Origin of the sequence: Azospirillum halopraeferens DSM 3675 (genome assembly GCF_000429625.1) — a bacterium.
Taxonomy (GTDB): domain Bacteria; phylum Pseudomonadota; class Alphaproteobacteria; order Azospirillales; family Azospirillaceae; genus Azospirillum; species Azospirillum halopraeferens.
In genome coordinates this window covers 75,168-101,119 of sequence record NZ_AUCF01000011.1, presented here as the reverse complement: position 1 = coordinate 101,119, position 25,952 = coordinate 75,168, and the positions used below count along the sequence as shown (strand labels likewise).

Genomic DNA, 25,952 nt, shown 5'->3' with positions numbered 1-25,952 from the left:
ACGTCCGTCACGCGCCGACCATGAAACCCGCCACCGCCCCGCCTAGGCCTCCCGGTCGGCCCAGCTTTGCAGGGCGCGCAGCCGCGGGGTTTTCTTGGCCTGATGCTCACCCATGCGGGCGAGCATGCGCCCGAGTGCTTCCACCGCTTCGGGCAGGTAGGGGCCCTTGTTGAGCATGACGCACTCTGCCCGCGCGGCCATGGCGGCGTCGGTCATCTCGCCGCGCGAGGGCAGGCCCTTCTTGACCAGGTTCTCCAGCACCTGGGTGGCCCAGATCACCGGCACGTGCGCCGCCTCGCACAGCCACAGCAGCTCCTCCTGCATTTCCGCCAGGCGCTCGAAACCCAGCTCCACCGCCAGGTCGCCGCGGGCGATCATCACGCCGAAGGGCTGGCGGCCCATGCCGTGCACGATCAGTTCGGGCAGATTGCGCACGGCAAGCGGCGTCTCGACCTTGGCAATCAGTCCGATGCGGTGCGCGTCGGGACGGCGGCGAGCCAGTTCCTCCTGCAGCCGCTCCACGTCGGACGGGCGCTGCACGAAGCTGTAGCCGATGAGGTCGGCGTGGGCTGCGACGAAGTCCAGGTCCTCCAGATCCTTGGGCGTCAGCGGGTCGAGGGGGAGCGGCGTGTCCGGCAGGTTGACGCCCTTGTCCACCGCCAGGCGGGTTCCCCGCAGCCGGGCGCGCTCCACCGCCAGCCAGGCGCCGTCCGGGCCGGTCTCCGCCACCGTGCCGCCCAGCTTGCCGTCGTCGAGGAAGACGCGGTGACCGGGCCGCAACTGGCCCACCACCTCCGGCAGGGACAGGGTCGCCCAGGCCCGGGTGGCGGTCCCGGCGTCGGCCGGCGGCTGCACGGCCAGGAACAGGCGGTCGCCGTGCTTCAGGCGGTGCTGCCCCTCGGGCAGGCCGACGGCGGCGGTGCGCAGCTTCGGCCCGCCCAGGTCCATCAGCACGGTGAGCCGCCGCCCCGCCGCGGCCTCGGCGGTGCGCAGGTGGGCGATCATGGCGGACCACGCCGCCGCGTCGTCGTGGGCGCAATTGATGCGCACGGCGTCGGCGCCGCTTGCCACGAGGCGGGCCAGCAGCGAGGGGTCGGCCGCCGCCTCCGACGGCAGGGTGACCAGGATGCGGCCTCGCCGCCCCGCCGGCGGCCGGCCGAACAGGGCGCCGGTGTGCAGGTCGAGCAGGCGGCCGCCGCGGAAGAAGGCGCGCGCGCCCGGAAAGGCCGGCCCCTGATCCCCTTCCAGGCGGGCCAGCGCGGCGATGACGGCGTCGAGGTTGGCCAGCACGCGACCTTCCAGCCGGCCCAGCGACGACAGGCCCCACGGCGACAGGGCCGTCTGCAGCCCCCGCAGGTCGCGCCGGCGCAGCGCCAGGTAATGGGCCAGGTTCAGCAGCGACGGCCGGGCGGCGCGGCGCAGGCCGGGCCGCCAGCGATCGAACCGCACCGCCCCTTCCGCGGCCACGTCCGCCCGCAGGCTGCGCAGCAGGTCGAGAAGGGCGGCGGGCGTGGTCGGGGCGGTGGGGACGGTCATTGCGGGCTCTCCGTTCGGTCACGCGGCGTCAACAGGCCGCAGCCGCCCGCCGCACCGGACTTTGCGCTTGATCGACGGGCGTATGAGGCAATCTATCGGAGACGTGTGAACCTTTCATGGATGAGCCCGACCGCCCATGCGCCGCACCCTCGCCGCGACCCTGGCCGCCGCCGTCCTGTCCCTGACCGTGGCTGCGGCCCCGGCACCGGCACCGGCCGCCGCCGATCCCGTGCACGCGCTCCGCCAGTTCGGCGAGCCGGAGTTCGGGCCGGACTTCACCCATTTCCCGCACGTCAACCCCGACGCGCCCAAGGGCGGCGAGATCATCATCGGCTCCAACTTCCCGGCCACCTTCGACAGCCTGAACACGGTGATCCTGCGCGGCGTCAAGCCGCGGCACATGGGGCTGATCGCCGACCCGCTGATGGTGGGGTCGGGGTGGGAGCTGGACGCCGCCTACGGCCGGCTGGCCGAAAGCGTCGCGGTGGCCGAGGACCGCAGCGAGGCGGTCTTCACCCTGCGCCCGGAGGCCCGCTGGCACGACGGCACTCCCATCACCGCCGGCGACCTGGTGTTCGCCTGGGACGCCATCCAGGAGCACGGGTCCCCCTTCCTGAAGTCGTTCCTGGACAAGATCACGGCGGTGGAGGCCCCGGACGACCGCCGCCTGCGCATCGCCCTGAGCAGCCGCGGCGAGATCAAGCCGATCATCGACTTCGCCACCACCCTGTCGCCCCTGCCCCGCCACTGGTGGACGGCGGAGGGACGCGACATCTCCCGCACCTCGCTGGAGGCGCCGCTGGGCTCCGGCCCCTATCGGGTCGCGGCGGTGGACCCCGGCCGCTCCATCACCTTCCGGCGGGTGGAGGACTACTGGGGCCGCGACCTGGCGGTCAACCGCGGCCAGTACAATTTCGACACCGTCCGCGTCGACTACTACCGCGACGACGACGTGATGTTCGAGGCGTTCAAGGCCGGCGCCTACGACGTGCGGATGGAGAACCGGGCCCAGCGCTGGACGACCGGCTATGATTTCCCGGCCGCCCGCGACGGCCGGGTGGTGCGGCGGGAGATCGCCCGCGAACTGCCGCTGGGTGCCCAGGCGTTCCGCTTCAACACCCGGCGCGAGCGCTTCGCCGACCCGCGGGTGCGCGAGGCGTTCGGCTACCTCTTCGATTTCGAGTGGATCCAGCGGAACATCCTGTACGGCCAGTACACCCGGACCAAGTCGAACTTCCCCAACTCCGAATACGGCGCCCGCGACCTCCCCGGCCCTCACGAGTTGGAACTGCTGGAGCCGTTCCGCGACCGGGTGCCACCGCGGGTCTTCACCGATCCGTACGAACCGCCGGTGACCGACGGCTCCGGCCGCTCGCGCGAGAACCTGCGCGAGGCGTTCCGCCTGTTTGCCGAGGCGGGGTGGGAGCTGCGCGACGGGCGCATGATCAACACCGCCACCGGCGCCCGGATGACCGTCGAGTTCCTGGAGAGCGGCGGTCTGACCCGCGTCATCCAGCCCTATGTGGAGGCATTGCGCCGCGCCGGCGTCGACGCGCAGTTGCGCATCGTCGACACCGCCCAGTACCAGCGGCGCACCGACGAGTTCGATTTCGACGTGGTGGTCACCAACTTCGCCTTCCCCAGCCCGCCGGGCACGGAGCTGTACAACTACTTCGGCTCGCAGGCCGCGGACACGCCCGGCTCGGCCAATCTGGCCGGCATCCGCGACCCGGTGGTGGACGCGCTGATCGGCAAGGTGGTGGAGGCCAACGACCGCGACAGCCTGCTGGGCGCCACCCGCGCCCTCGACCGCGTGCTGCTGTGGAGCCACTACATGGTTCCCCACTGGTACAACGCCGACAACTGGGTGGCCATGTGGGACAAGTTCGGCACCCCCGACACCGATGCCCCCTACGACGACAGCCTGCGCGCCGTCTTCTATTCCCCGGCCTGGTGGTCGAAGCGGGCTCAGGGACAGTGACTCGGCTCCCCGGCAAGTGAGACGACGGTCTCCTCCCTCGCCTCCGGCGGGGGAGGAAGGGGCCCAACCTCCGGTTGGGAAGGCGGGGGGTGCGGTGTCATTGACAGAGCCGACGCCCCCGGGTCCCGGTTCCGGAAACTCTTCATTCTCGCGAACCCAATCCCTCACCCGCCCGCTTCGCGGGTCGCCCTCCCCCGGCGCGGCCGCGGGAGGGCTGCGATCGGCAGCCTTTCTGCACCGCCATGCCTTGATTGTGACATGCTGCGGTCCCTACCTTACGCCTGATGCGGCGGCGGTCCGCCGCGGGGTGCAAGGGGCGCGACATGGGGGTTCGGGTAGCGGCCGCGGTGCGGGCGGCGTTGGTGGGGCTGGTCCTGGCGGCGGTGCCGGCGGCCGCGCAGGAAACCGCCGGCGACGGCATCACCCGGTCCTGGGCGATCGCCGAGTTCGGTGAGCCGCTGTACGGGCCGGACATGCCGCACTGGCCCTACGCCAACCCCGACGCGCCCAAGGGCGGCTCGATCACGCTGGGGGCGTTCGGCAGCTTCGACACCCTGACCACCCTGATCGAGCGCGGCACCTGGCCGGCCGGCATCGGGCTGACGACCGACGGGCTGACCACCGGCTCCGGCGACGAGCTGTCCTCCGCCTACGGCCTGATCGCCGAGACCATGGAGTATCCCGCCGACAAGAGCTGGATCCGCTTCCACCTGCGCGAGGAAGCGCGCTGGCACGACGGCACGCCCATCACCGCCGAGGACTTCGTCTACTCCCTGGACTTCGTGCGCAAGGAGGGGCGGCTGTTCCTGCGCTCCTTCTTCGACGACATCGAGCGGTGCGAGGCGACCGACACCCGGGTGCTGACCTGCCACGTGCGCACCCGCGACACCATGAAGCCGCTGATGGCCGCCGCCGGCCTGTGGCCGATGCCGCGCCATTACTGGCAGGCGGAGGGGCGCGACCCCACCCGGACCACCCTGGTGCCGCCGCTCGGCTCCGGTGCCTACCGCATCAAGTCGGTCGAGGCCGGCCGGTCCATCACCTACGAGCGGGTGAAGGACTACTGGGCGAAGGACCTGCCGATGATGCAGGGTCTGTTCAACTTCGACGAGATCCGCTACGACTATTACCGCGACGACAACGTGCAGTTCGAAGCGCTGATGGCCGGCCGGATCGATTTCCGGGCGGAGAACCGGGCGCAGCGCTGGGCCACCGGCTATGAGACGAACGCCGTCCGCCAGGGCCGGCTGGTCCGCCGCGAGGTGCCCGACAACGCGCCGCACGGCATGCTCAGCTACGTCTTCAACACCCGCCGGCCGCAGTTCCAGGACATCCGGGTGCGCCAGGCGATCAACCACCTGTATGATTTCGAGACGATCCAGCGCCAGCTTCTCTACGGCCAGTACAAGCGGATCAAGAGCTGGTTTCCCAACTCCGACTACGGCGCCAAGGGCCCGCCGACGCCCGAGGAGCTGGCGGCGCTCGCCCCCTACAGGGACCGGGTGCGGCCGGAGGTGCTGACCGATGCGTTCGAGCCGCCGTCCACCGACGGCTCCGGCCGCTCGCGCGAGAACCTGCGCAAGGCCTACGCCCTGTTCAACGAGGCGGGGTGGGAGCACCGGGACGGCCGGCTGGTGAACGCGCAGACCGGCCGCCAGTTCGCCTTCGAGATCCTGCTCTACGACCCGTCCTCGGTGCGCCTGGCCGAGCCATTCGTCACCCACCTGAAGCGGGCGGGCATCGACGCCTCGATCCGCGTCGTCGACACCGCCCAGTACAAGGTGCGCACCGACGAGTACGACTTCGACATGGTCAGCCTGGGCCTGACCTTCTTCCCGCCGCCGGGGCCGGAGCTGCGCTCCTACTACTCCAGCGCGGTGGCGGACGTGCCCGGCCAGGGCAATTTCGCGGCGATCCGCGATCCTGTGGTCGACGAACTGTTGGAAACGATCGTCACCGGCACCGACCTGCCCACCATCGAGGCGACGACCCGCGCCATGGACCGCGTCCTGCTGTCCGGCTGGTACGTCATCCCGCTGTGGTACAACGACACGGACCGGCTGGCCTACTGGGACCGCTTCGGCTATCCGGAGACCATGGCGCGGTACTCGCACGGCTTCCCCACCACCTGGTGGATCGATGCCGCCAGGGATGCGGCGCTGCGCAAGGCTCCGTAACCGCCGCCCCGCCGCCCCCGGACACGCCGGAACAGGACAGGACCGCCGATGCTGGCCTACATCATCCGCCGTCTGCTGCTGATCATCCCGACGCTGATCGGGATCATGATCATCAACTTCCTGATCGTGCAGATCGCCCCCGGCGGCCCGATCGAGCAGGTGATCGCCCGCATGCAGGGCACCGCCGTGGAGGCGACGGCCCGCATCGGCGGCACCGGCGGCGGCGACGCCGGGGCGGCGGCGCAGATGCAGGGCCAGGCCACCGGGGGCGACGTCACCAGCCGCTACCGCGGCGCCCAGGGCCTGGACCCGGAGTTCATCCGCCAGCTTGAGCGGGAGTTCGGCTTCGACAAGCCGCTGCACGAACGCTTCCTGCATATGATGGGCAACTATCTGGTGTTCGACTTCGGCACCTCCTACTTTCGCGACCGCGGGGTGATGGAGCTGGTGCTGGAGAAGATGCCGGTGTCGGTGTCGCTGGGGCTGTGGACGACGCTGATCGTCTATCTCGTGTCCATCCCGCTGGGCATCGCCAAGGCGACGCGCGACGGCGCCCCCTTCGACGTCTGGACGTCGGGGGTGGTGATCGTCGGCTACGCCATCCCCAGCTTCCTGTTCGCCGTGCTGCTGATCGTGGTGTTCTCCGGCGGCCGCTATCTCGACTGGTTCCCCCTGCGCGGGCTGGTGTCCGACAACTGGGCCGACCTGACGTGGTGGCAGCAGATCCTCGATTACTTCTGGCACATCACCCTGCCGGTGACGGCGCTGGTGATCGGCGGCTTCGCCAGCCTGACCATGCTGACCAAGAACTCCTTCCTGGAGGAGATCAACAAGCAGTACGTCGTCACCGCCCGCGCCAAGGGGCTGGCGGAGCGGCGCGTCCTCTACGGCCACATCTTCCGCAACGCCATGCTGATCGTCATCGCCGGCTTCCCCGGCGCCTTCATCGGCATCCTGTTCACCGGCTCGCTGCTGATCGAGGTGATCTTCTCCCTCGACGGGCTGGGGCTGCTGGGCTTCGAGGCGGCGATCAACCGGGACTATCCGGTGATGTTCGGCACGCTCTACTTCTTCACGCTGCTGGGATTGCTGATGAACCTGCTGGGCGACATCATGTATGTGGTGGTCGATCCCCGCATCGACTTCGAAGCGCGGAGGGTGTGAGATGGCACCGGCGACCGCTACCCCCCGCGTCCTCGGCATGCGCGTGACGCCGCTGACGCGGCGGCGCCTGCAGAACTTCCGCGCCAACAAGCGCGGCTTCTGGTCGTTCTGGATCTTCCTGGTGATCTTCCTGGTGACCCTGTTCGCCGAGTTCATCGCCAACGACCGGCCGCTGCTGGTGCAGTACGACGGGCAGTATTATTACCCGGTCTTCCAGAACTATCCGGAAACCACCTTCGGCGGCGAGTTCGCCACCAACACCGACTACCGCGACCCCTATGTGCAGGAGCTGATCGCCGAGAAGGGCTGGGCGGTGTGGCCGCTGATCCCGTTCAGCTACCGCACCATCAACTACGGGCTCCAGGTCCCCGCCCCCGCCCCGCCGTCGGCGGAGAACTGGCTGGGCACCGACGACCAGGGGCGCGACGTGGTGGCGCGGATGATCTACGGCTTTCGCATCTCGGTGCTGTTCGGCCTGACGCTCACCATCCTGTCCTCGTTCATCGGCGTGGCGGCCGGCGCGGTGCAGGGCTATTTCGGCGGCCTGACCGATCTGCTGTTCCAGCGCTTCATCGAAATCTGGTCGGGCCTCCCCACCCTGTTCCTGCTGATCATCCTGTCCAGCGTGGTGACGCCGAACTTCTGGTGGCTGCTGGGACTGCTGCTGCTGTTCTCGTGGATGGCGCTGGTCGGCGTGGTGCGTGCGGAGTTCCTGCGGGCGCGCAACTTCGACTATGTGCGGGCCGCCCGGGCGCTGGGGGCGGGCGACGCCACCATCATGGCGCGCCACGTCCTGCCCAACGCCATGGTGGCGACGCTGACCTTCCTGCCGTTCATCCTGAACTCGTCCATCACCACGCTGACGGCGCTGGACTTCCTGGGCTTCGGCCTGCCGCCGGGCTCACCGTCGCTGGGTGAGCTGCTGGCCCAGGGCAAGGCCAACCTGCAGGCGCCGTGGCTGGGCCTGACCGCCTTCTTCGTGCTGGCGATCATGCTGAGCCTGCTGATCTTCATCGGCGAGGCGGTGCGCGACGCCTTCGACCCGCGCAAGACCATCGGCGCGCTGTCCACCGGCCCGAACGTGTCCGACACCGCCACCGGCACCGCCGGCACGGCCAAGGCCGCCGAGTAACGAGAAGGGGAACCCCGCCATGCCCGAACTGCTGTCCGTGCGCAACCTGTCCGTCGACTTCCGCTCCGGCGGCGGGACCATGCACGCGGTGCGCGGCGTCTCCTTCGACATCGCCAAGGGGGAGACGCTGGCGCTGGTCGGCGAGTCCGGATCGGGCAAGTCGGTAACGGCGCTTTCCATCCTCCAGCTCCTGCCCTACCCGATGGCCAGCCACCCCTCGGGCTCCATCCGCTTCCTCGACACCGAGCTGATGGGGGCGGAGGAGAAGACGCTGCGGCAGGTGCGCGGCGACCGCATCGCCATGATCTTCCAGGAACCCATGACGTCCCTGAACCCGCTGCACACCATCGAGCGGCAGGTCAACGAGACGCTGTTCCTGCACAAGGGCCTGGACCGAACGGCGGCGCGCCGGCGCACGCTGGAACTGCTGCGCCTGGTCGGCATCCCCCAGCCGGAAAAGCGCCTGGGCGCCTTCCCGCACGAGCTGTCGGGCGGCCAGCGCCAGCGCGTGATGATCGCCATGGCGCTGGCCAACGAGCCGGACCTGCTGATCGCCGACGAGCCGACCACCGCCCTGGACGTGACCATCCAGGCGCAGATCCTGGAGCTGCTGAAGCAGCTCCAGCAGCAGTTCGGCATGGCGCTGCTGCTGATCACCCACGACCTGGGGGTGGTGCGCAAGATGGCCGACCGGGTCTGCGTGATGAACCAGGGGGAGATCGTCGAGCACGCGGCGGTGGCCGACCTGTTCGTGCGCCCGCAGCACGCCTACACCCGCAAGCTGCTGGCGGCCGAGCCCAAAGGCAACCCGCTGAACCCGCCGGCCGACGCGCCGGAGGTGATGACGGCGCGCGACGTGAAGGTGCATTTTCCCATCAAGAAGGGCGTGCTGCGCCGCACCGTGGACCACATCCGCGCCGTCGACGGCGTGTCGGTGACGGTGCGCGCCGGCCACACCGTGGGTGTGGTCGGCGAGTCCGGATCGGGCAAGACCACGCTGGGGCTGGCGCTGCTGCGCCTGCACGCCAGCCAGGGCGCCATCCTGTTCGACGGCAAGGACATCCAGGGCCGGCCGCCGAAGGCCCTGCGGCCGCTGCGCCGGCAGATGCAGGTGGTGTTCCAGGACCCCTACGGCTCGCTCAGCCCGCGCATGTCGGTGGGCCAGATCGTCGAGGAGGGGTTGAAGATCCACGGCATCGGCAGCGCGGCCGAGCGCGACGCCATGGTCGCCACGGCGCTGGAGGAGGTGGGGCTGCCGCCCGAGGCCCGCCACCGCTACCCGCACGAGTTCTCCGGCGGCCAGCGCCAGCGCATCGCCATCGCCCGCGCCCTGGTGCTGAAGCCCCGCTTCGTGGTGCTGGACGAGCCGACCAGCGCGCTGGACATGTCGGTGCAGGCGCAGATTGTCGACCTGCTGCGCGACATCCAGGCCCGCCACAACCTGGCCTACCTGTTCATCAGCCACGACCTGCGGGTGGTCCGCGCCCTGTCCAGCCACGTCATCGTCATGAAGGACGGCAAGGTGGTGGAGCAGGGCCCGACCCGCCGGATCTTCGAGCAGCCCGAGCAGGACTACACCCGCGCCCTGCTGGCCGCCGCCCTCAACCTGGAGGCGGTCCGCAGCGAGGCGGTGCGGACCTGAAAAAGTGCCGGCGCGCACGGGCCGAATCATCCACCGGCATTAATCCCCCATTCGGCCTACGCCCTTAACCAATCCTTATCCCTGGATCCGGCAGTTTTCGCCCGATGGCCGCGTCGGCCGGCGGCGTGCCGCGGCGCAGGGGAGGACGGGTGTGAGCTTGATCGGATGGAGCGAGGAGGACGGGCGGGTGTGCCTCGGCCTCCCGGGGGACCTGGACCTGCCCATGGCGCAGCCTTTAGCCGACAGTCTGCGCGCCGCCTTCGCCCGCGACGGGGCGGTGGTGGTCCGCGCCGGGGCCGTCGAGCGCCTGAGCACGGCCTGCGTCCAGGCCCTGATGGTGGCATCGCGCCACGCCGGCGAACAGGGCCGGGTCTTCGTCGTGGAACACCCGTCGGAGGTGATGGCCGAGACCTGCGGCGACCTGGGGCTTGCCGATTGGCTGAAGCAATGGAGCGTGGCGTGAAGAAGAAGGTTCTCACCGTCGATGATTCCCGCACCATGCGGGACATGGTCGCGTTCACGCTGAAGAACGCCGGCTACGACGTCCTGGAAGCCGGCGACGGCCAGCAGGCCCTTTCGGTGGTCGCCGCCAACAAGGTGGATCTGGTGATCGCCGATCTGAACATGCCCATCATGGACGGGCTGACGCTGATCCGCCGCCTGCGCGCCGCCCCGGCGCACCGCACGCTGCCGATCCTCATGCTGACCACCGAATCGGACGAGAAGAAGAAGGCCGAGGGGCGGGCCGCCGGGGCCACCGGCTGGATCGTCAAGCCCTTCAACCCGGACAAGCTGATCTCCGTGGTTCAGAAGGTCTGCGGCTGAACACCGCCGGAGGAGGACACCGCCCGTGGAAGACCTGAGCCGCTTCAAGCAGACCTATTTCGATGAAAGCGCCGAGCTGCTGGCGGTGGCGGAAACCGGGCTGCTGAACCTGGCGCCCGGCACCGTCGACGCCGACGAGGTGAACGCCATCTTCCGCGCCGTCCACTCCATCAAGGGCGGCGGCGGGGCGTTCGGCTTCACGGACCTGGTGGCCTTCGCGCACGAGTTCGAGACGGTGATGGACGGGGTGCGCAACGACAGCATCCCCGTCAGCACCGACCTGGTGGACACGCTGATCCGCGCCAACGACGTGCTGGGCCACCTGCTGGCCTACGCCCGCGAAGGGTCCGACGTGCCCCCCGGCACCACCGACGCGGTGGTCGCCGCCCTGCGCCGGTACCTGCGGGCCCCGGACACGGATGCCAACACCACCGGCGTCGCCGCCCCCCCTCCCGCCGCCCCCCCTCCCGCCGCCGGCGTCCCGCCCGACGATGAGGACGATGAGGCCGGCATCTTCGGCGACGCCTTGGCGGCCATCGCCGAAGCCCGCGCCGCCGCGTCCGAAGACGCCGGAGCCGGCGATGACGACGGCCGGGTGCGTCGGATCATCACCTTCCGCCCCCGCCACGACCTGCTGATGTCGGGCAACGAGCCGGCCTTCCTGCTGCGCGCCCTGCGCCGGCTGGGCGACGCGGAGGTGGAGTGCCATACCGAGCGCCTGCCGGCCCTGGCGGACCTGGAGGCGGAGCACCTGCACCTGTGGTGGACGGTGCGCCTGACCAGCGGGCCGGAGGTCGGCCCCGAGGCCATCGACGACGTGTTCGAATTCGTCGCCGACGAATGCGACATCACCGTCACCATCGACTCCCCGCCCCCCGTCCCGGTGGAGCCGCCGCAGCCGGTCCCGACTGCGGCCGCAGCGACCGTCACCGCGGCGCCCCCTGCGGCGCCCCCTGCGGCGACCCCGGTCCCGGCAGCTCCCGCCGCGGTGCCGGACGCCGCCGTCCGGCGCGAGGCCGGCGGTGCCGGCGGTGCCGGCGGCGGCAACGGTGCGGGCAACGGCGCCGCCCACACCGGCCTGACCAGCCACACCATCCGCGTCGACCTGGACAAGATCGACCGGCTGGTCAACATGGTCGGCGAGATGGTGATCACCCAGGCGATGATCGCCGAGCACGTGCGCGACCTGCCGCCGGGCGCCTTCCAGGAGCTGCTGGAGGGGCTGGAGCAACTGGCCCAGCACACCCGCGAGCTGCGCGAGAGCGTGATGTCGATCCGCGCCCAGCCGGTGTCCAGCGTGTTCAGCCGCATGCCGCGCCTGGTGCGCGAACTGGCGGCGGCAACCGGCAAGGAGGTGCAGCTCGTCACCGCCGGCGAAACCACCGAGGTGGACAAGACCGTGGTGGAGAACCTGGTCGACCCGCTGACCCACATGATCCGCAACTCCATCGACCACGGGCTGGAAAGCCCCGAGGAGCGGGAGCGCGTCGGCAAGCCCCGCCAGGGCACCGTGCACCTGTCGGCCCAGCACCGGTCCGGCCGCATCGTCATCGAGGTGGCCGACGACGGCCGCGGCATCAACCGGGCCCGCGTCCTGTCCAAGGCCATCGAGAAGGGGCTGGTGGCGCCGGGCACCGCGCTGTCGGACGAAGAGATCGACAACCTCATCTTCGTGCCCGGCTTCTCCACCGCCGATGCGGTGTCCAACATCTCCGGCCGCGGCGTGGGTATGGACGTGGTGCGGCGCAACATCACGTCCCTGGGCGGGCGCATCGCCGTCTATTCCGCACCCGGCGAGGGATCGCGCTTCGTGCTGTCGCTGCCCCTGACGCTGGCGGTGCTGGACGGCATGGTCATCTCGGTGGGCGAGGAGCGGTTCGTGCTGCCGCTGACCAACATCGTGGAAAGCCTGCGGCCCAAGCCCGAGGACCTGCACGGGCTGGTCGGCCGCTGCGACGTGATGATGGCCCGCGGCGAATACGTGCGCCTGGTCTACCTGCACCGGCTGTTCGGCATTCCCCGGGCGGTGGGCGACGCCACCCGCGGCCTGGTGGTGCTGGTGGAGACCGAGGACGGTGCGCGCCTGGGCCTGGTGGTGGACGAGGTGCTGGGCCAGCAGCAGGTCGTCATCAAGAGCCTGGAGGCGAATTACCGCCGCCTGGACGGGGTGGCCGCCGCGACCATCCTGGGCGACGGCCGCGTCGCCCTGATCCTGGACGCCGCGGGCCTGCGCGAGATGAGCCGGCACGCCGACCACGGCGGCACCCGCGCCACCGCCGCCCTGCCCGCCCCCGATGCTCCCGCCGCCGCGGGATCGGCAACCCTGGAACCGGTGTGAGGTCAACCCGATGAGCAGCTCGACCGCCCTTGCCCCCGTCGCCGACCGCACCGCCGCCGGGGTCGTCCCCCGGGCCGATGCCGCCCGCACCGACGCCGCCGCCGACGCCGGGGAGGAGCAATACGTCACCTTCACCGTCGGCGAGGAGGAGTACGGCGTCAACATCCTGGCGGTGCGCGAGATCCGCGGCTGGACGCCGGAAAGCCGCCTGCCCAACCTGCCGGACTTCGTGCGCGGCGTCATCAACCTGCGCGGCATCATCATCCCGATCTTCGACCTGCGCGCCCGCTTCGGCGGCGGCCGGACCGAGGTGACCAAGCGCCACGTGGTGGTGGTGCTCCAGGTGGGTGAACGCACGCGCGGCATCCTGGTGGACGCCATCTCCGACATCCTGGCCATCAGCCGCGATGCCATCAAGCCGCCCCCCGACGTGGACGCCGGCATGATCGACGCGGCCTATCTCAGCGGCCTCTACACCGCCGACCGGCGGATGGTGACCCTGCTGGACGTCGAACGGCTGTTCGCGGTGGAAACCGGCGACGCCGACGCCCTGGAACGCCGCCTGCCGGCCGCCGGCCGCGACGTCCATCCCTGAACCCCGGGGGTGGCGCGCGGTTTCTGCCCGAACGGAGGACACGGCGATGGCAACGCATGACGGTTCGTTCCTGACGCGCATGGGGATCGCGGGGCGGCTGTGGCTGGCCTTCGGCCTGTTGCTGGCGCTGCTGGCGGCCCAGGCCGGCGTCGGGCTGCTGAACAGCCGGCACAGCGGCGAGACGGTGGAGGCGCTGCGGCGCTCGACCGAGCTGGCCGCGCTGGCCCGGGATCTGGAGGCGCGCATGGCCGCCCTGCGGATCGAGGCGCGCAGCTTCCTCTATTCCGGCGATCCCGCTTTCCTCACCGCCCTCAACGATCAGCGCACCGCCATCGACCGGCGGGTGGCGGAGTCGCGCGCCCTCGTCGCGGCCTCCGACCACGCGGCGGCGTTCGACGCGCTGACCGCCACCCTTGACGAATACCGGCGCGCCTTCGACCGCGCCCGCACCCTGCGCGACCAATCGGACCGCCTGCTGCGCGAACGGCTGGACCCGACGGGCGCCCGGATCACCGCGCTGCTGGACGAGGCGACGGCCGCGGCCGCGGCCGACGGAACCCGGGTGCTGGCCCTGGAGCTGGCCCGGGCCGACACCCGTTGGGCGCTGGCCCGTCTGGCGGCCAGCCGCTTCATCGGCCAGGGCGACGCGCCGGCGCCGGCGGCGGTGACCGAGAACCTCGCGGCGATGGCCGGACATCTCGCCGACGCCGCGCGCCTCGCGTTGGCCGCCGACCAGCAGGCCCGCATCCGCGAGGCGGAGGCCGCCCATCCCCGCTACCGGGATGCCTTCGCCGAGATCGCGGAACTCGGCCGTGAATCCGCACGGTACCGGGACGACGTGCTGCCGCGGCTCGGGCAGCGGATGGCCGACTCCGCCGCCGCCATGACCGCCGCCGTCGACGCCGGGGAGCGGACGGTCGCCGACGCCACGGCGGCGGACGGCCGCTTCAGCATCATCCTCACCCTGATCATCGCCGGCCTGTCCCTGCTGGTGGGGCTGGTCGCCGCCCGGGCCATCGCCAACTCCATCGTGCAGCCGGCGGAGGGCATCCGCGCCGCCATGGCCGACCTGACGGACGGCCATCTGAACGTGACCGTCCCGCACACCGGAGGCTCCGACGAGCTGGCCGGGATGGCGCGCGCGGTCGAGGCGTTCAAGGTGGAATCGGTGGGCGCCCTGCGCGCGCGAATCGCGCTGGACCGGGTGACCGCCGGCATCATGATGGCCGACCCCGACGGTGTCGTCACCTATGCCAACGACGCGGTCCTGCGCATGTTCGCCGCCGCCGAGGCGGACATCCGCCGCGACCTGCCGCAGTTCGACGCCGCCCGCCTGGTGGGCATGCCCGTCGACGCCTTCCACCGGGACCCCGGCGCCATCCGCGCCCTGCTGGACCGGCTGGACGGCACCCACACCGCGACGATCCACATCGGCACCCGCACCTTCGCCGCGACCATGAGCCCGGTGGTCGGCCGCCACGGCGATCGCCTGGGCAGCGTCGTCGAATGGGCCGACAAGACCGCCGAACTGGCCATCGAGCGGGAGATCGCCGGGATGGTCGACGCCGCGGTGCGCGGCGACATCGACCGCCGCCTCGACACGGCGGGCAAGGACGGCTTCTTCCGCCTGGTCAGCGACGGCATCAACCGGCTGGCCGACAACGTCGCCGCCATCACCGGCGAACTGGGGGCGATGATGGAGTCGCTGTCGCAGGGCGACCTGTCGCGGCGCATCGACACCCATTACGAAGGCGTCTTCCACCGCCTGAAGGAGGATTGCAACGCCACCGCCGAGAAGCTGGGCCAGATCGTCCGGCGCATCAACGACGCCGCCGGGGCGATCGGCCGTGCCAGCGCGGAGGTCGCCGCCGGCAGCCTCGACCTGGCGGAGCGCACGGAACAGCAGGCGTCCTCGCTGGAGGAGACGGCGGCCAGCATGGAGCAGATCTCCGCCACCGTGCGGTCCAACGCCGACAACGCCCGCCAGGTCAACGGCGTCGCCCTGGAGGCACGGGGTGCTGCGGAACGGGGCGGCAAGGTCGCCGACGACGCCGTCGAGGCCATGAAGCGGATCGAGGAGGCGTCGCAGAAGATCAGCGACATCATCGGGGTGATCGACGAGATCGCCTTCCAGACCAATCTGCTGGCCCTGAACGCGGCGGTGGAGGCGGCGCGGGCCGGCGACGCCGGGCGCGGCTTCGCCGTGGTCGCGCAGGAGGTGCGCAACCTGGCCCAGCGCTCCGCCCAGGCGTCGAAGGAGATCAAGACCCTGATCCTCGACAGCGGCACCCGGGTGCGCGAGGGCGTGGACCTGGTGCGAACCGCCGGAACCACGCTGACGGGCATCGTCGCGGGCATCGCCCGCGTCGCCGACCTGGTGTCGGAGATCGCCCGCGCCACCACCGAACAGGCGTCCGGCCTCGACGAGATCAACGCCGCCGTCGCCCAGATGGACGAGATGACCCAGAAGAACGCCACCCTGGTGGAGGAGAGCACGGCCGCCGCCCGTTCGCTGGAGGAACAGGCCGCCGCCCTGCGCGAGCAGATGGCGTTCTTCGCCCTGGACGCCGCGGCCTCCCGGGGCCGCGGCGCGCTGAACCGCCACGTCCAACTGATCGAAGGGACCAAGATCGACCACGTCACCTTCCTGGAGAAGGTGCGCGCCGCCATCGACGGCGGCAACGACACCCGCGCCGACAACCTTGCCAATCACCACCAGTGCCGGCTGGGCAAGTGGTACGACGCCATGAAGGACCCCGCCGTGACGTCCTCGCCCCATTTCGCGGCGCTGGCCGAACCGCACGCCCGCTTCCACGACGCCGGCAAGCGGGCGCTGGTCGCCGCCGAGCGGGGCGACATCGCCGGGGCCCGGAGCGAGGCGGCGGAGTTGGAGCGGGTCTCCCACACCGTGCTCGACCTGCTGGACAAGCTGGCGGCCGACGTGCGCGCCCGTGCCCGCGGCATGGCGGCGTGAGGGTGGCCATGCGCTCCGCCGCACCCGGATCTCCGCCGTGACCGGCGCCGACGCCGCGGCACCCGAGGCCGCCGGCCGGCGGGAGTTCCCGTTCGAGCGCCGGCACTTCGACGCCATCGCCCGGCTGATCCACCAGCTTGCCGGCATCCATCTGGCGCCGCACAAGGTGGAGATGGTGTATTCGCGCCTGGCCCGCCGCCTGCGCGACCTGCGCTTGCCCGATTTCGACGCCTACTGCACGCTGCTGGACAGCGACGCGGGGGCGGGTGAGGTGGGATTCCTGGTCAACGCCCTGACCACCAACCTCACCGCCTTCTTCCGGGAGTCCCACCATTTCACCCATTTGGAGCGGGTGGCATTGCCCGAGCTGCGCGCCCGCGCCGAAGGCGTGCCGCGGCCGCGGCTGCGCATCTGGTCGGCCGGCTGCTCCTCGGGGCAGGAGCCCTACACCATCGCCATGGTGCTGGCGTCCGCCATGGCGGATCTGCGCCGCTGGGACGCGCGCATCCTGGCCACCGACATCGACACCCACATGGTGGAGACCGCCCGGCGCGGCGTCTACGCCGGCGACCAGGCCAGCGGCATCCCCACGGCGATCCGCGACCGCTTCACCCGGCGGGTGCGCGACGACGGCGCAACCGCCCTGTCCATGGGTGAGGACCTGCGCCGGCTGATCACCTTCAAGCCGCTGAACCTGCTGGAACGCTGGCCGATGCGCGGCCCCTTCGACGCGATCTTTTGCCGCAATGTCCTCATTTATTTCGATCGTGCCGGACGCACGCAGGTGATAGAGAATTTCGCCCGCCTGCTCGCAACCGATGGGTACCTCTACCTGGGGCATTCCGAGAGTCTGTACGGTGTTTCGAACAGCTTCCGCCAGGCCGGCCCGACCATCTACCGGAGGCTGTGAACCATGAGCCTCGACAGCGGGCGCCGCGCCGCCGGTCTCCGTCTCGGCGGGACTTACTACCACCCGCAGTTCCAGGCCCATGCGGTCAAGGTCCTGCTGGGCCGCCACGCGATCAGCGACCGGCCGGACGTCATGATGGTCACCACGCTGGGAAGCTGCGTGGCCGCGTGCGTGCACGACCCGGCGGCGGGGGTGGGGGGCATGAACCACTTCCTGCTTCCCGACGTCCCGCAGTCCGACGCCGGCAGTGTCGACGACGCCGCCCGCTACGGCGCGGTGGCGATGGAATGGCTGGTCAACGCCGTGCTGTTGCGCGGGGGGCGGCGCTCGCGCCTGGAGGTGAAGGTGTTCGGCGCCGCCCGGGTCATCGCGTCCAGCGCCGACGTCGGCCGCCGCAACGCCGACTTCGTGCGCACCTATGTGGAGCGCGAGGGGCTGCGCCTGGTCGGCGAGGACCTGGGCGGCAACCGGGCCCGGCGCATCCACTTCTTTCCCCATTCGGGGCGGGCCCTGCGCCGGCTCCTGCGCCCCGAGGCCCTGCCGCAGACGGTGAGCCGGGAGATGCACTTCCTGTCCGACCTCAGCGCCTCGCCGATCGAGGGCGAGGTCGAACTGTTCGCAGAGGATTGAACCGCCATGGCCAGGCCGATCCGCGTCGTGGTCGTTGACGACAGCAGCCTCATGCGGGAGATGCTGAAGGACATCCTCGGCCGCGAGCGCGGGATCGAGGTGGCGGGCACCGCCCGCGACCCCTACGAGGCGCGCGAGCTGATCAAGACCACCAACCCCGACGTCATCACCCTGGACGTCGAGATGCCGCGCATGGACGGGCTGGCCTTCCTGGAAAAGATCATGACGCTGCGCCCCACCCCGGTGGTGATGGTGTCGTCGCTGACGCAGGAAGGATCGGACGCCGCCGTGCGCGCCCTGGAGTTGGGCGCCATCGACTGCGTCGCCAAGCCCGACGGGGCGGAGGGCCACGGCTTCGAGGCCATGGCGGAGGAACTGGTCGCCAAGATCCGCGTCGCCGCCACGGCGCGCCTGACCCTGCGCCGCCCGCCGCCGGCGGGCAAGTCCCTGGCCTCGCCGCGGCACCGCGGCAACGGCATCATCGCCATCGGCGCCTCCACCGGCGGGGTGGAACGGCTGCGCGAGGTGCTGGCGATGATGCCGGCGGATTGCCCGCCGATCGTCATCACCCAGCACATCGGCCCCTCTTACGTCGCCAGCCTGGCGGCGCGCCTGGACCGTCAGACGCCGCCGTCGGTGCGCGTCGCCGATCGGAAGGCGCGGCTGGAGCCGGGCGTGGCGCTGATCGCGCCGGGAGACCGCCACCTGATGGTGGTGCGCGACGGCGCCGGCGGCTACGCATGCCGCATCGACGACGGGCCGCCGGTCAGCGGCCACCGCCCGTCGGTCGACGTGCTGTTCGAGTCCGTCGCTGAAGCCGCCGGGGCGGCGGCGGTCGGCGTGATCCTGAGCGGCATGGGCCGCGACGGTGCGTCCGGGCTGCTGGCCATGCGCCGGGCCGGCGCCCACACCATCGGCGAGCAGGAATCGAGCTGCGTCGTCTACGGCATGCCGCGCGCCGCGCGGGAGGCCGGAGCCGTCGCCATCGAACTGCCGCTGGCTCAGATTCCGGCGGAAATGCTGCGGGCGTACGACGCCATCGGCGACCGGCCCCGTTCGACGTGAGGAGTGTTGCGATGGCTTTCGACTGGCGTCCCGGCAAGGTGACGGCCGCCGCCGTGCCGGCGGCCGAGCCGGTGGCCGACCCGATGACCGCAATCGACGGCGGACCGGGGGACCACGGCCCGCAGGTGGTCGTCGATTATGAACTGCTGGCGACCTGGATGGGGTTCGCCGACGTGCAGCGGCGCACCCTGGAGGCCGTCCAGGGCGAGCTGGTGCGCGCGTCCGACCTTGTGGAGACCTCGACGCTGGACCTGTCCGCGCGCTTTCGCGAGCTGGCGGAGAAGGCGCTCGACCAGTCGCAGCGGGTCGAACAGATCGTCGCCACCGCCGGAACCGTCGACATCGACGGCGACCGGGTGCCGCTCGACGACGTGGTCGTCCAGATGCAGCATTCCATCGCCGAAATGATCTCCAACATCGTCAACCTGTCCAAGCAGGCGATGAGCATGGTCTACCTGCTCGATGACGTGCAGAAGGACGTGACGGAGCTGGAGAAGTCCATCAGCGACATCGACGCCATCAACCGGCAGACCAACTTCCTGGCGCTGAACGCCACCATCGAGGCGAGCCGGGCCGGCGAGGCCGGGCGCACCTTCGCCGTCGTGGCGCAGGAGGTGCGGCACCTGTCGCGCAACACCGGGGCGCTGGCCGACCGCATGCGCGCCAAGGTCAACGCGGTGGTCCACGGCGTGCGCCACGGCCACGAAATCCTGCGCACCATCGCCGACACGGACATGTCACCGCAGATGCTGGCCAAGGAGCATGTGGACAAGACCATGGAGAGCCTGGTCCGCCAGACCGGGCATTTCCAGGCGGTCCTGGAGACCGCAGCCCGGGTGTCGCAGGAGATGTCGGGCACCATCGCCCACGTGGTCACCGGCATGCAGTTCCAGGACCTGACCAAGCAGCGCCTGGAGGCGATCGGCGACAGCCTGCACGTCATCACCGCCGGGCTGGAGGATCTGGAGGACCGCACCCGCGGCAAACTGCCGCCCCATGTGGACATCCCGGTGCCGCAGGTCTGGCTGGACGGCCTGCTGGAACGCTTTCGCCTGAGCGACGTCCGCCAGCGGTTCGTGCGCCGGCTGCTGCTCGAAGGCACGGCGCTGGACCTCCACGGGGCGCTTGACGCCGAAGCGGGCCGCGACGACAGTTCCGGCGGCGACATCGAGTTGTTTTAGGCTCCAGCGGGGACGCGCAACGATGGACTACGGAATCGACGTGAAGGATCAGCAGGCCATCGTACGGCTGCGTGGTCGCCTCACATTCAACGATCACGCCAAGCTGCGGGCCCTGATCCGGGAGATGCTGCAGAACCAGGCGGCCCGCCAGGTGATGGACCTGGAGGGGCTGGAGTTCGTGGATTCCGCCGGCATCGGCATGCTGCTGATCGCCCGCGAGGAGATGGCCAACGCCAACAAGCAGCTCGTGCTGCGCAGCGCAACCGGTCAGGTCCGCCGGGTGCTGACGGTGGCGCAGCTCAACAAGATCGTGATGATCGAGGAATAGGGGCGATCGTCGTGGCGCCCACCCCGGTATCGGTCCTCCTCACGTCCGGCATCGCGCCGGATCGCGCGCTGCGGCTGGCGCACAGCCTGGGCCTGCCCTGCCGGCCGGCCGCACCGGATGCCGCCGCCCCGGCTGACGGCACCGCGGATCCCCGCGCCGCCCTGCTGGTGCAGGGCGAGGGGGCCGGCGCGGTCGACCTGTGGCAGCGCCCTGTCGCCGCGTGGGTAGAGGTCGGGCCGCTGACCGATGACGCGCTGGCGCAAGCGGTCAGCGCCGCCTCCGCCGCCGACCTGTTCGCCAGCTTCACCACCGCCAGCGCCAACCGCCTTCATCTGGCCGGCCGCCTCGTCGCCGCCATTGCCGAACGGCGGCCGCTGTCCGACGCGCAGCGCGACGACCTGGAACTGGCGTTGCACGAGGCCATTTCCAACGCGCTCGTCCACGGCAACCTGCAGGTGGAGGGCATGAAAGGGCTGAGCGTCGCCGCGCTCGACCGCTTTTCCGCCGAACTGGCGTCACGCATGGCGGACCCCGCCTACGCCGGCCGCCGCATCGTGGTCCGGGCCTGGCTGGAGCCGCGGGCCTGCGTGGTCGAGGTGGCCGACGAAGGCACCGGCTTCGCCCCCCGCGCACCGGCCGGCACCGGCACCGCGGGCGGCGGTGCCAGCGGTCGCGGCCTGGACCTCATCAGCGCCATCGCCGAAGGATACGAGCTGCTGGACGACGGCCGGCGCATCCGCATGCGGTTCCGGCTGTGACGCGCCCCGCGCCGGAGGTCGATACGTGACCGCCGCGGCCGAAAGCCGGCTGCCGATCCGCGAGTGCCACATCCTGGTGGTCGACGACACCGACTACAACCGGACCCTGATCGGCGCTATGCTGAATGAGGCCGGGTTCCATGACCTGGCCTTCGCCGCGAACGGTCCGGAGGCGCTGGAGCGCATCGCCGCCCGCACGCCGGACCTGGTCCTTCTCGACCTGATGATGCCGGGCATGGACGGGTTCGAGCTGTGTCGGCGCCTGCGCGCCGACCATGCCTACGCCGACCTGCCGGTGCTGGTGCAGACCGCGCTATCGGGCAACGACGACCGCAACCGGGCGTTCGCCGCCGGCACCACCGACCTGGTGTCGAAACCCCTGGATCGGACGGAGCTGATCGCGCGCGTGCGCATCCACCTGGAAAACCGGGTGCTGATCCGCGACCTGCAGACCTACCGCGCCCGGGTGGAGGGCGAACTGGCGATGGCCCGCGCCATGTACGATCATCTGCCACCGTCACCGGCCCTGCGCGAGCGGATTCGGTCCGCCTCCGGGGTGCGGCTGCGGGCGCACACGCTGCTGTCCTCCGAACTGGGCGGCGGCATCTGGGGAGCGCTGCGGGTGCCCGGCGACGACGCGCGATTCGGGATCTTTCTGCTGGACATGGACGGACACGGGGTGGCCGCGGCACTGAACGCCTTCCGCTTGCACACGGCGGTGTACGAACTGGCGGCCCTGGCCGGGTCCCCGGCCGATCTGGTGTCGGAACTGAACGACCGTGCGGTGCGCCTGCTGGAACCGGGGGAGCGCGCCGGCGCGCTCTACGCCGTCGTCGACAGCGCGGCCGGGTGCCTGCGCTACGCCGCCGCCGCCGCCCCGCCGCCGCTGCCGCTGCCGCGGATCGCCGGTGACGGGAGCGCCGAAGGGGCCGGACCGCCGTTGGCCGCCGCGGCCGGCATCCGCTATGCCGAACACACCGTGCCCTTCCCCCCGGGCACCGCCGTGGTGCTGCGCTCAAGCACCGCCGGGGACGCGGCGACACGCCTGGCGGCGGCGCTGGAAGCATCCCTGGACGGTCCCGGCGACCGCTTCGCGGCAGCGGCGGAGGCGGCGCGCACGGCGCTGGGAGAGACGCCGGACGACGACCACACCCTGGTGTGGCTCGACCGCCCGGCGGCAGGGGCGGACAACACGGTGGAGGACGGGGCGGAGGGCGGGGCATGACCGCCGCCGGCAGCATCCCGGACCCGGCGGAGCTGAAGGCGGCACGGGTGCTGGTGGTCGACGACAACCGCATCAACCGCCACCTGCTGACGGCGCTGCTGGAGCGCGGCGGCGTCGGCCATCTGGAAACCGCCGGGGATGGCAACGAGGCGCTGGATCTGCTGGACACCTTCCGGCCGGACCTGATCCTGCTCGACCTCATGATGCCCCACCTGGACGGGTTCGACATGTGCCGGCGTCTGCGCGCCATGCCCGCGTGGCAGGACCTTCCGGTGCTGGTGCAGTCCAGCCTCAACCGCGCCGAGGACCGCGCCAGGGCCTTTGCCGCCGGCGCCACCGATTACGTGGCCAAGCCGATCAACGCGGTGGAACTGCTGTCGCGGGTGCGCATCCATTTGCAGAACCGGGCGCTGCTGGCCGACCTGCGCCTGTTCCGTCAGCGCACGGAGCGCGAACTGGCGCTGGCCCGCCAGATGCAGGAACGCCTGATGCCGTCGCCGGAGCGGCTGGCCGGAACGGCGGCGGCCGGCGTGCGCATCGACGCCCACTTCGCCCCGTCATCGGAGCTGGGGGGCGACTGCTGGGACCTGCACCGCGACGGGCGGGGGCGGCTGATCGTGCATCTCGTCGACTTTTCCGGGCATGGCGTGGGGGCGGCGCTCAACACCTTCCGCCTGCACGCCATCACCCAGCGGATGGACTTCACCGAGTACGATCCCGCGGCGTTCCTGGCCGCCATCAACCGCCGCCTGTGCCCGCTGCTGCCAGCCGGCCAGTTCGCGACCATGCTGTCGGGGGTCGTCGACACCGCGGAGAACCGCTTCGTGTACGCCTCGGCCGGTTCGACGCGGCCGCTGGTGTGGGGGCCGGGGGGTGCGGCGCCGGAGGCGGGGGACGGCAGCGGCCTGCCGCTGGGCCTGGTCGACGGCATCGACTACCAGACGCGTACACTGCCGCTGCCGCCGGGCGGACGGCTGTTCCTCTATTCCGACGCCGCCCTGGAGATCCCGATCGCCGGCGGCGGCGTGCTGGACGAGGACGGGCTGCTGGGCCTGGTCGACGCCTGCGGCCGGGACGACCCGGACGGCGCCGCCTTCCTGGACCGCCTGCGGCTGGCCCTGGCCGACAGCGGCCCGATCGACGACGACCTCACCGCCCTGCTGGTGACGCGTATGGCCGGGGCCTGAACCGGTCATCAAGGCCCGCCGGCAAAGCCGGCGGAGAGGGACATGCGGACGAGCTGGGGCAGGCTGTCGGCCTGCATCTTCTCCATCACCCGGGCGCGGTGGATCTCCACGGTGCGCGGGCTGATGGACAGGTCGAAGGCGATGACCTTGTTCGACTTGCCGTCGACCATCCCGCGCAGCACGTCGCGTTCGCGCGGCGTCAGGCTGGACAGCCGCGCCAGCACCTCCGGCGGGCAGGCCGCCGCAGGCGGAGCGGCGGGCGGAGCGGCGGGCGGCGAGGCGGCGGCCATGGCGCCGGCGCGTGCCAGGGCGGTGCGCACGCCGCCGATCAGGGTCTCCTCGTCGAAGGGCTTCTCGATGAAGTCCACGGCCCCGGCCTTCATGGCGCGCACCGCCAGCGGCACGTCGGCGTGTCCGGTCATGACGATCACCGGCATGGGGTTGCCGCGCTGCGCCAGCGTCTCCTGCAACTCCAGCCCGCTCATGCCGGGCATGCGCACGTCGGTCAGAAGGCACCCCGGCCGGGCCGGTGCGTCACCGTCCAGGAAAGCGGCGGGGGAGGCGTACGCCTCCACCCGGAACCCGGCGCTCTCCAGCAGGATCAGCAGGGAGTCGCGTACGGCGTCGTCGTCGTCGATGACGAACACGGTCGGGTCATTCGCCATCGCCGGCCTCCTCCTCGGCCCCCGGCGCATCGGCCGACAGGACGGTGAAGTGAAACACGGTGCCGCCCGCGGGATGGCGCCGCGGCCACAACCGGCCGCCGTGGGCATCGATGATGGAGCGGCAGATCGACAGGCCGAGGCCCATGCCCTTGGCCTTGGTGGTGACGAAGGGCTGGAAGAGCTGCTCCATCACCCGCTCGTCGATGCCGGGACCGGTGTCGGCCACCGACACCTCGGCCAGATCGGACGACTCGCCGCTGGGACCGGTGGCGATGACCAGGTCGCGCCGCTCGCACTCCGCCATCGCCTCGGCGGCGTTGCGCACCAGGTTCAGCACCACCTGCTGGATCTGCACCTTGTCGATCACCACCGGCAGCGCCTGCGGATGCAGGTCGAAGTGGACGCGCATGCCCGTCTCCTTGGCGCCCACCAGGGCCAGGGCCGCCGCCTCTTCGACCACCTTGTTCAGGTTTTCCACCGTGCGTTCGGTGTGGCCCTTCTCGATGAAGGCGCGCAGGCGGCGGATGATCTGCCCGGCGCGGGTGGCCTGGGCCACCGCCTTGTCCATGGTGTCGGCGACCTTCGGCACCGCCGGCCCCTCGACGTTGGCCAGCATGCGCTTGACCGCCTTGGCGTAGTTGATGACGGCCGTCAGCGGCTGGTTCAGTTCGTGCGCCAGGGTCGAGGCCATCTGGCCCATGGCGCTGACGCGGCTGACGTGCAGCAGCTCCGCCTGGAGTTCCTGGAGACGCTTCTCGGTGGCCTGCCGTTCGGTCAGGTCGCGCACGAATCCGGTGAACAGGCGCCGCCCGGCGGTGCGCACCTCCCCCACCGCCAGCTCCATGGGGAAGACCGATCCGTCGGCGCGCCGGCCCGACACCACGCGGCCGATGCCGATGATCCGCCGCTCCCCCGTGGCGATGTAGCGGGCGAGATAGGCGTCGTGCTGCTCGCGGTAGGGCGAGGGCATCAGCAGGCTGACGTTCTGGCCCATCATGTCGGCGGCGGTGTATCCGAACAGCCGCTCCGCCGCCGGGCTGAAGGACACCACCAGGCCGCCCTCGTCGATGATGACGATGGCGTCAGGGACCGTCTCGAGGATCGAGGCAAGGCGCGCCTCGCGCTCGCGCATCTCCGCCTCGGCGCGCCGGCGCTCGGTCAGGTCGCGGATGATGCCGATGAAGGCCGGCCCCTCCCCCTGCCGCGCCTCGCCCACCGCCAGTTCCATGGGAAAGGTGGTGCCGTCCTTGCGCTGCCCGCGGACCTCGCGGCCGATGCCGATGATCCGCCGCTCCCCCGTGGCCAGATAGCGGGTGAGATAGCCGTCGTGCTCCTCCCGATAGGGCGGCGGCATCAGCATGGCGACGTTGCGGCCGCACACCTCCTCCGCCCGCCAGCCGAACAACCGTTCGCACGCCGGGTTGTAATTCAGGATGCGGCCGTCGGCGTCGATCACGATCACGCCGTCGGGCACCGTCTCGATCATGGCCTGGAAACGCGCCAGCAGATCGCCGCCGCGGTCCGCGTCCTCTCCCCGCACTGCACCTCACCCCCGGCGTGTGACACCCTCACGTTCTTAAAGCATAGTTGACTTGGTCGTGGGGTCAACGGCATCCGACACCGCCCCGCTCCCGCTTTC

General features: G+C 71.2%; 21 protein-coding genes. 18 read left to right on the top strand and 3 right to left on the bottom strand.

The genetic code is table 11. The features are described from left to right. Positions 1 to 42: 42 nt before the first annotated feature. Complete coding sequence (locus G472_RS0112160; protein ID WP_029008619.1) at positions 43 to 1,536, bottom strand: pyruvate kinase; 1,494 nt, start codon at positions 1,534 to 1,536, stop codon at positions 43 to 45. A 136-nt stretch (positions 1,537 to 1,672) separates the two neighbouring features. Here G472_RS0112160 and G472_RS0112155 point away from each other — a divergent pair, with 136 nt between their 5' ends. From G472_RS0112155 to G472_RS32750, 18 genes are all read left to right on the top strand, one after another. Further along, the gene (locus G472_RS0112155; protein WP_029008618.1) at positions 1,673 to 3,517 is read left to right on the top strand and encodes an extracellular solute-binding protein; all 1,845 of its coding nucleotides are present in this window, start codon (positions 1,673 to 1,675) and stop codon (positions 3,515 to 3,517) included. Positions 3,518 to 3,840: 323 nt separating this feature from the next. Further along, the gene (locus G472_RS0112150) at positions 3,841 to 5,694 is read left to right on the top strand and encodes an extracellular solute-binding protein (RefSeq protein WP_029008617.1); all 1,854 of its coding nucleotides are present in this window, start codon (positions 3,841 to 3,843) and stop codon (positions 5,692 to 5,694) included. 48 nt (positions 5,695 to 5,742) lie between these two features. Next, positions 5,743 to 6,858: a microcin C ABC transporter permease YejB gene (locus G472_RS0112145; RefSeq protein ID WP_029008616.1), complete on the top strand. Its 1,116-nt coding sequence runs from the start codon at positions 5,743 to 5,745 to the stop codon at positions 6,856 to 6,858. A gap of 1 nt (position 6,859) precedes the next feature. Further along, positions 6,860 to 7,990, top strand: coding sequence for an ABC transporter permease (locus G472_RS0112140; protein WP_084536597.1), 1,131 nt, complete (start codon positions 6,860 to 6,862; stop codon positions 7,988 to 7,990). A 19-nt stretch (positions 7,991 to 8,009) separates the two neighbouring features. Further along, positions 8,010 to 9,632: an ABC transporter ATP-binding protein gene (locus G472_RS0112135; protein ID WP_029008614.1), complete on the top strand. Its 1,623-nt coding sequence runs from the start codon at positions 8,010 to 8,012 to the stop codon at positions 9,630 to 9,632. Positions 9,633 to 9,783: 151 nt separating this feature from the next. Beyond that, entirely contained in the window at positions 9,784 to 10,095 is a 312-nt protein-coding gene (locus G472_RS0112130; RefSeq protein WP_029008613.1) for an STAS domain-containing protein, read from the top strand. Continuing rightward, a complete protein-coding gene (locus tag G472_RS0112125) occupies positions 10,080 to 10,457 on the top strand; it encodes a response regulator (RefSeq protein ID WP_035692138.1) in 378 nt (125 codons plus the stop codon). The genes G472_RS0112130 and G472_RS0112125 overlap by 16 nt, the downstream gene beginning before the upstream one ends. A 25-nt stretch (positions 10,458 to 10,482) precedes the next feature. Continuing rightward, positions 10,483 to 12,795, top strand: coding sequence for a chemotaxis protein CheA (locus G472_RS0112120; RefSeq protein WP_029008611.1), 2,313 nt, complete (start codon positions 10,483 to 10,485; stop codon positions 12,793 to 12,795). A 10-nt stretch (positions 12,796 to 12,805) separates the two neighbouring features. After that, the gene (locus G472_RS32765) at positions 12,806 to 13,390 is read left to right on the top strand and encodes a chemotaxis protein CheW (protein WP_035692137.1); all 585 of its coding nucleotides are present in this window, start codon (positions 12,806 to 12,808) and stop codon (positions 13,388 to 13,390) included. 46 nt (positions 13,391 to 13,436) lie between these two features. After that, positions 13,437 to 16,364 carry a methyl-accepting chemotaxis protein gene (locus tag G472_RS32760; protein ID WP_084536596.1) on the top strand — a complete coding sequence of 976 codons (2,928 nt, stop codon included), beginning with the start codon at positions 13,437 to 13,439 and terminating at the stop codon, positions 16,362 to 16,364. Positions 16,365 to 16,401: 37 nt separating this feature from the next. Then, positions 16,402 to 17,274, top strand: coding sequence for a CheR family methyltransferase (locus tag G472_RS0112105; RefSeq protein ID WP_029008610.1), 873 nt, complete (start codon positions 16,402 to 16,404; stop codon positions 17,272 to 17,274). A 3-nt stretch (positions 17,275 to 17,277) separates the two neighbouring features. Then, complete coding sequence (locus G472_RS0112100) at positions 17,278 to 17,904, top strand: chemotaxis protein (RefSeq protein WP_029008609.1); 627 nt, start codon at positions 17,278 to 17,280, stop codon at positions 17,902 to 17,904. 6 nt (positions 17,905 to 17,910) lie between these two features. After that, the gene (locus tag G472_RS0112095; RefSeq protein ID WP_029008608.1) at positions 17,911 to 18,969 is read left to right on the top strand and encodes a protein-glutamate methylesterase/protein-glutamine glutaminase; all 1,059 of its coding nucleotides are present in this window, start codon (positions 17,911 to 17,913) and stop codon (positions 18,967 to 18,969) included. Between the two features lie 11 nt (positions 18,970 to 18,980). Next, positions 18,981 to 20,150 carry a methyl-accepting chemotaxis protein gene (locus G472_RS0112090; RefSeq protein WP_029008607.1) on the top strand — a complete coding sequence of 390 codons (1,170 nt, stop codon included), beginning with the start codon at positions 18,981 to 18,983 and terminating at the stop codon, positions 20,148 to 20,150. Positions 20,151 to 20,172: 22 nt separating this feature from the next. Continuing rightward, entirely contained in the window at positions 20,173 to 20,478 is a 306-nt protein-coding gene (locus G472_RS0112085; protein ID WP_029008606.1) for an STAS domain-containing protein, read from the top strand. Positions 20,479 to 20,489: 11 nt separating this feature from the next. Then, entirely contained in the window at positions 20,490 to 21,236 is a 747-nt protein-coding gene (locus G472_RS0112080; protein WP_051340723.1) for an ATP-binding protein, read from the top strand. Positions 21,237 to 21,261: 25 nt separating this feature from the next. Next, entirely contained in the window at positions 21,262 to 22,461 is a 1,200-nt protein-coding gene (locus G472_RS32755; protein ID WP_245593468.1) for a response regulator, read from the top strand. Then, positions 22,458 to 23,648, top strand: coding sequence for a PP2C family protein-serine/threonine phosphatase (locus G472_RS32750; RefSeq protein ID WP_035692135.1), 1,191 nt, complete (start codon positions 22,458 to 22,460; stop codon positions 23,646 to 23,648). Before G472_RS32755 ends, G472_RS32750 begins: the two co-directional genes overlap by 4 nt. Before the next feature lie 8 nt (positions 23,649 to 23,656). Here the strand turns inward: G472_RS32750 and fixJ are convergent, their stop codons facing one another. Together fixJ and G472_RS32745 are read right to left on the bottom strand one after the other, a co-directional pair. Continuing rightward, positions 23,657 to 24,313, bottom strand: coding sequence for a response regulator FixJ (gene fixJ, locus G472_RS0112065; RefSeq protein WP_029008604.1), 657 nt, complete (start codon positions 24,311 to 24,313; stop codon positions 23,657 to 23,659). Beyond that, positions 24,303 to 25,853, bottom strand: coding sequence for a PAS domain-containing sensor histidine kinase (locus tag G472_RS32745; protein WP_245593467.1), 1,551 nt, complete (start codon positions 25,851 to 25,853; stop codon positions 24,303 to 24,305). Before G472_RS32745 ends, fixJ begins: the two co-directional genes overlap by 11 nt. Positions 25,854 to 25,952: the final 99 nt, after the last annotated feature.

Bases quoted from the DNA above. Each gene is read 5' to 3' on its own strand.
- G472_RS32765 (WP_035692137.1), top strand. From the start codon at position 12,806: ATGAGCAGCTCGACCGCCCTTGCCCCCGTCGCCGACCGCACCGCCGCC.
- fixJ (WP_029008604.1), bottom strand. From the start codon at position 24,313: ATGGCGAATGACCCGACCGTGTTCGTCATCGACGACGACGACGCCGTA.
- G472_RS0112085 (WP_029008606.1), top strand. From the start codon at position 20,173: ATGGACTACGGAATCGACGTGAAGGATCAGCAGGCCATCGTACGGCTG.
- G472_RS32760 (WP_084536596.1), top strand. From the start codon at position 13,437: ATGGCAACGCATGACGGTTCGTTCCTGACGCGCATGGGGATCGCGGGG.
- G472_RS0112160 (WP_029008619.1), bottom strand. From the start codon at position 1,536: ATGACCGTCCCCACCGCCCCGACCACGCCCGCCGCCCTTCTCGACCTG.
- G472_RS0112155 (WP_029008618.1), top strand. From the start codon at position 1,673: ATGCGCCGCACCCTCGCCGCGACCCTGGCCGCCGCCGTCCTGTCCCTG.
- G472_RS32750 (WP_035692135.1), top strand. From the start codon at position 22,458: ATGACCGCCGCCGGCAGCATCCCGGACCCGGCGGAGCTGAAGGCGGCA.
- G472_RS0112135 (WP_029008614.1), top strand. From the start codon at position 8,010: ATGCCCGAACTGCTGTCCGTGCGCAACCTGTCCGTCGACTTCCGCTCC.
- G472_RS0112150 (WP_029008617.1), top strand. From the start codon at position 3,841: ATGGGGGTTCGGGTAGCGGCCGCGGTGCGGGCGGCGTTGGTGGGGCTG.
- G472_RS0112095 (WP_029008608.1), top strand. From the start codon at position 17,911: ATGGCCAGGCCGATCCGCGTCGTGGTCGTTGACGACAGCAGCCTCATG.
- G472_RS0112100 (WP_029008609.1), top strand. From the start codon at position 17,278: ATGAGCCTCGACAGCGGGCGCCGCGCCGCCGGTCTCCGTCTCGGCGGG.
- G472_RS0112145 (WP_029008616.1), top strand. From the start codon at position 5,743: ATGCTGGCCTACATCATCCGCCGTCTGCTGCTGATCATCCCGACGCTG.
- G472_RS0112125 (WP_035692138.1), top strand. From the start codon at position 10,080: ATGGAGCGTGGCGTGAAGAAGAAGGTTCTCACCGTCGATGATTCCCGC.
- G472_RS0112140 (WP_084536597.1), top strand. From the start codon at position 6,860: ATGGCACCGGCGACCGCTACCCCCCGCGTCCTCGGCATGCGCGTGACG.
- G472_RS0112090 (WP_029008607.1), top strand. From the start codon at position 18,981: ATGGCTTTCGACTGGCGTCCCGGCAAGGTGACGGCCGCCGCCGTGCCG.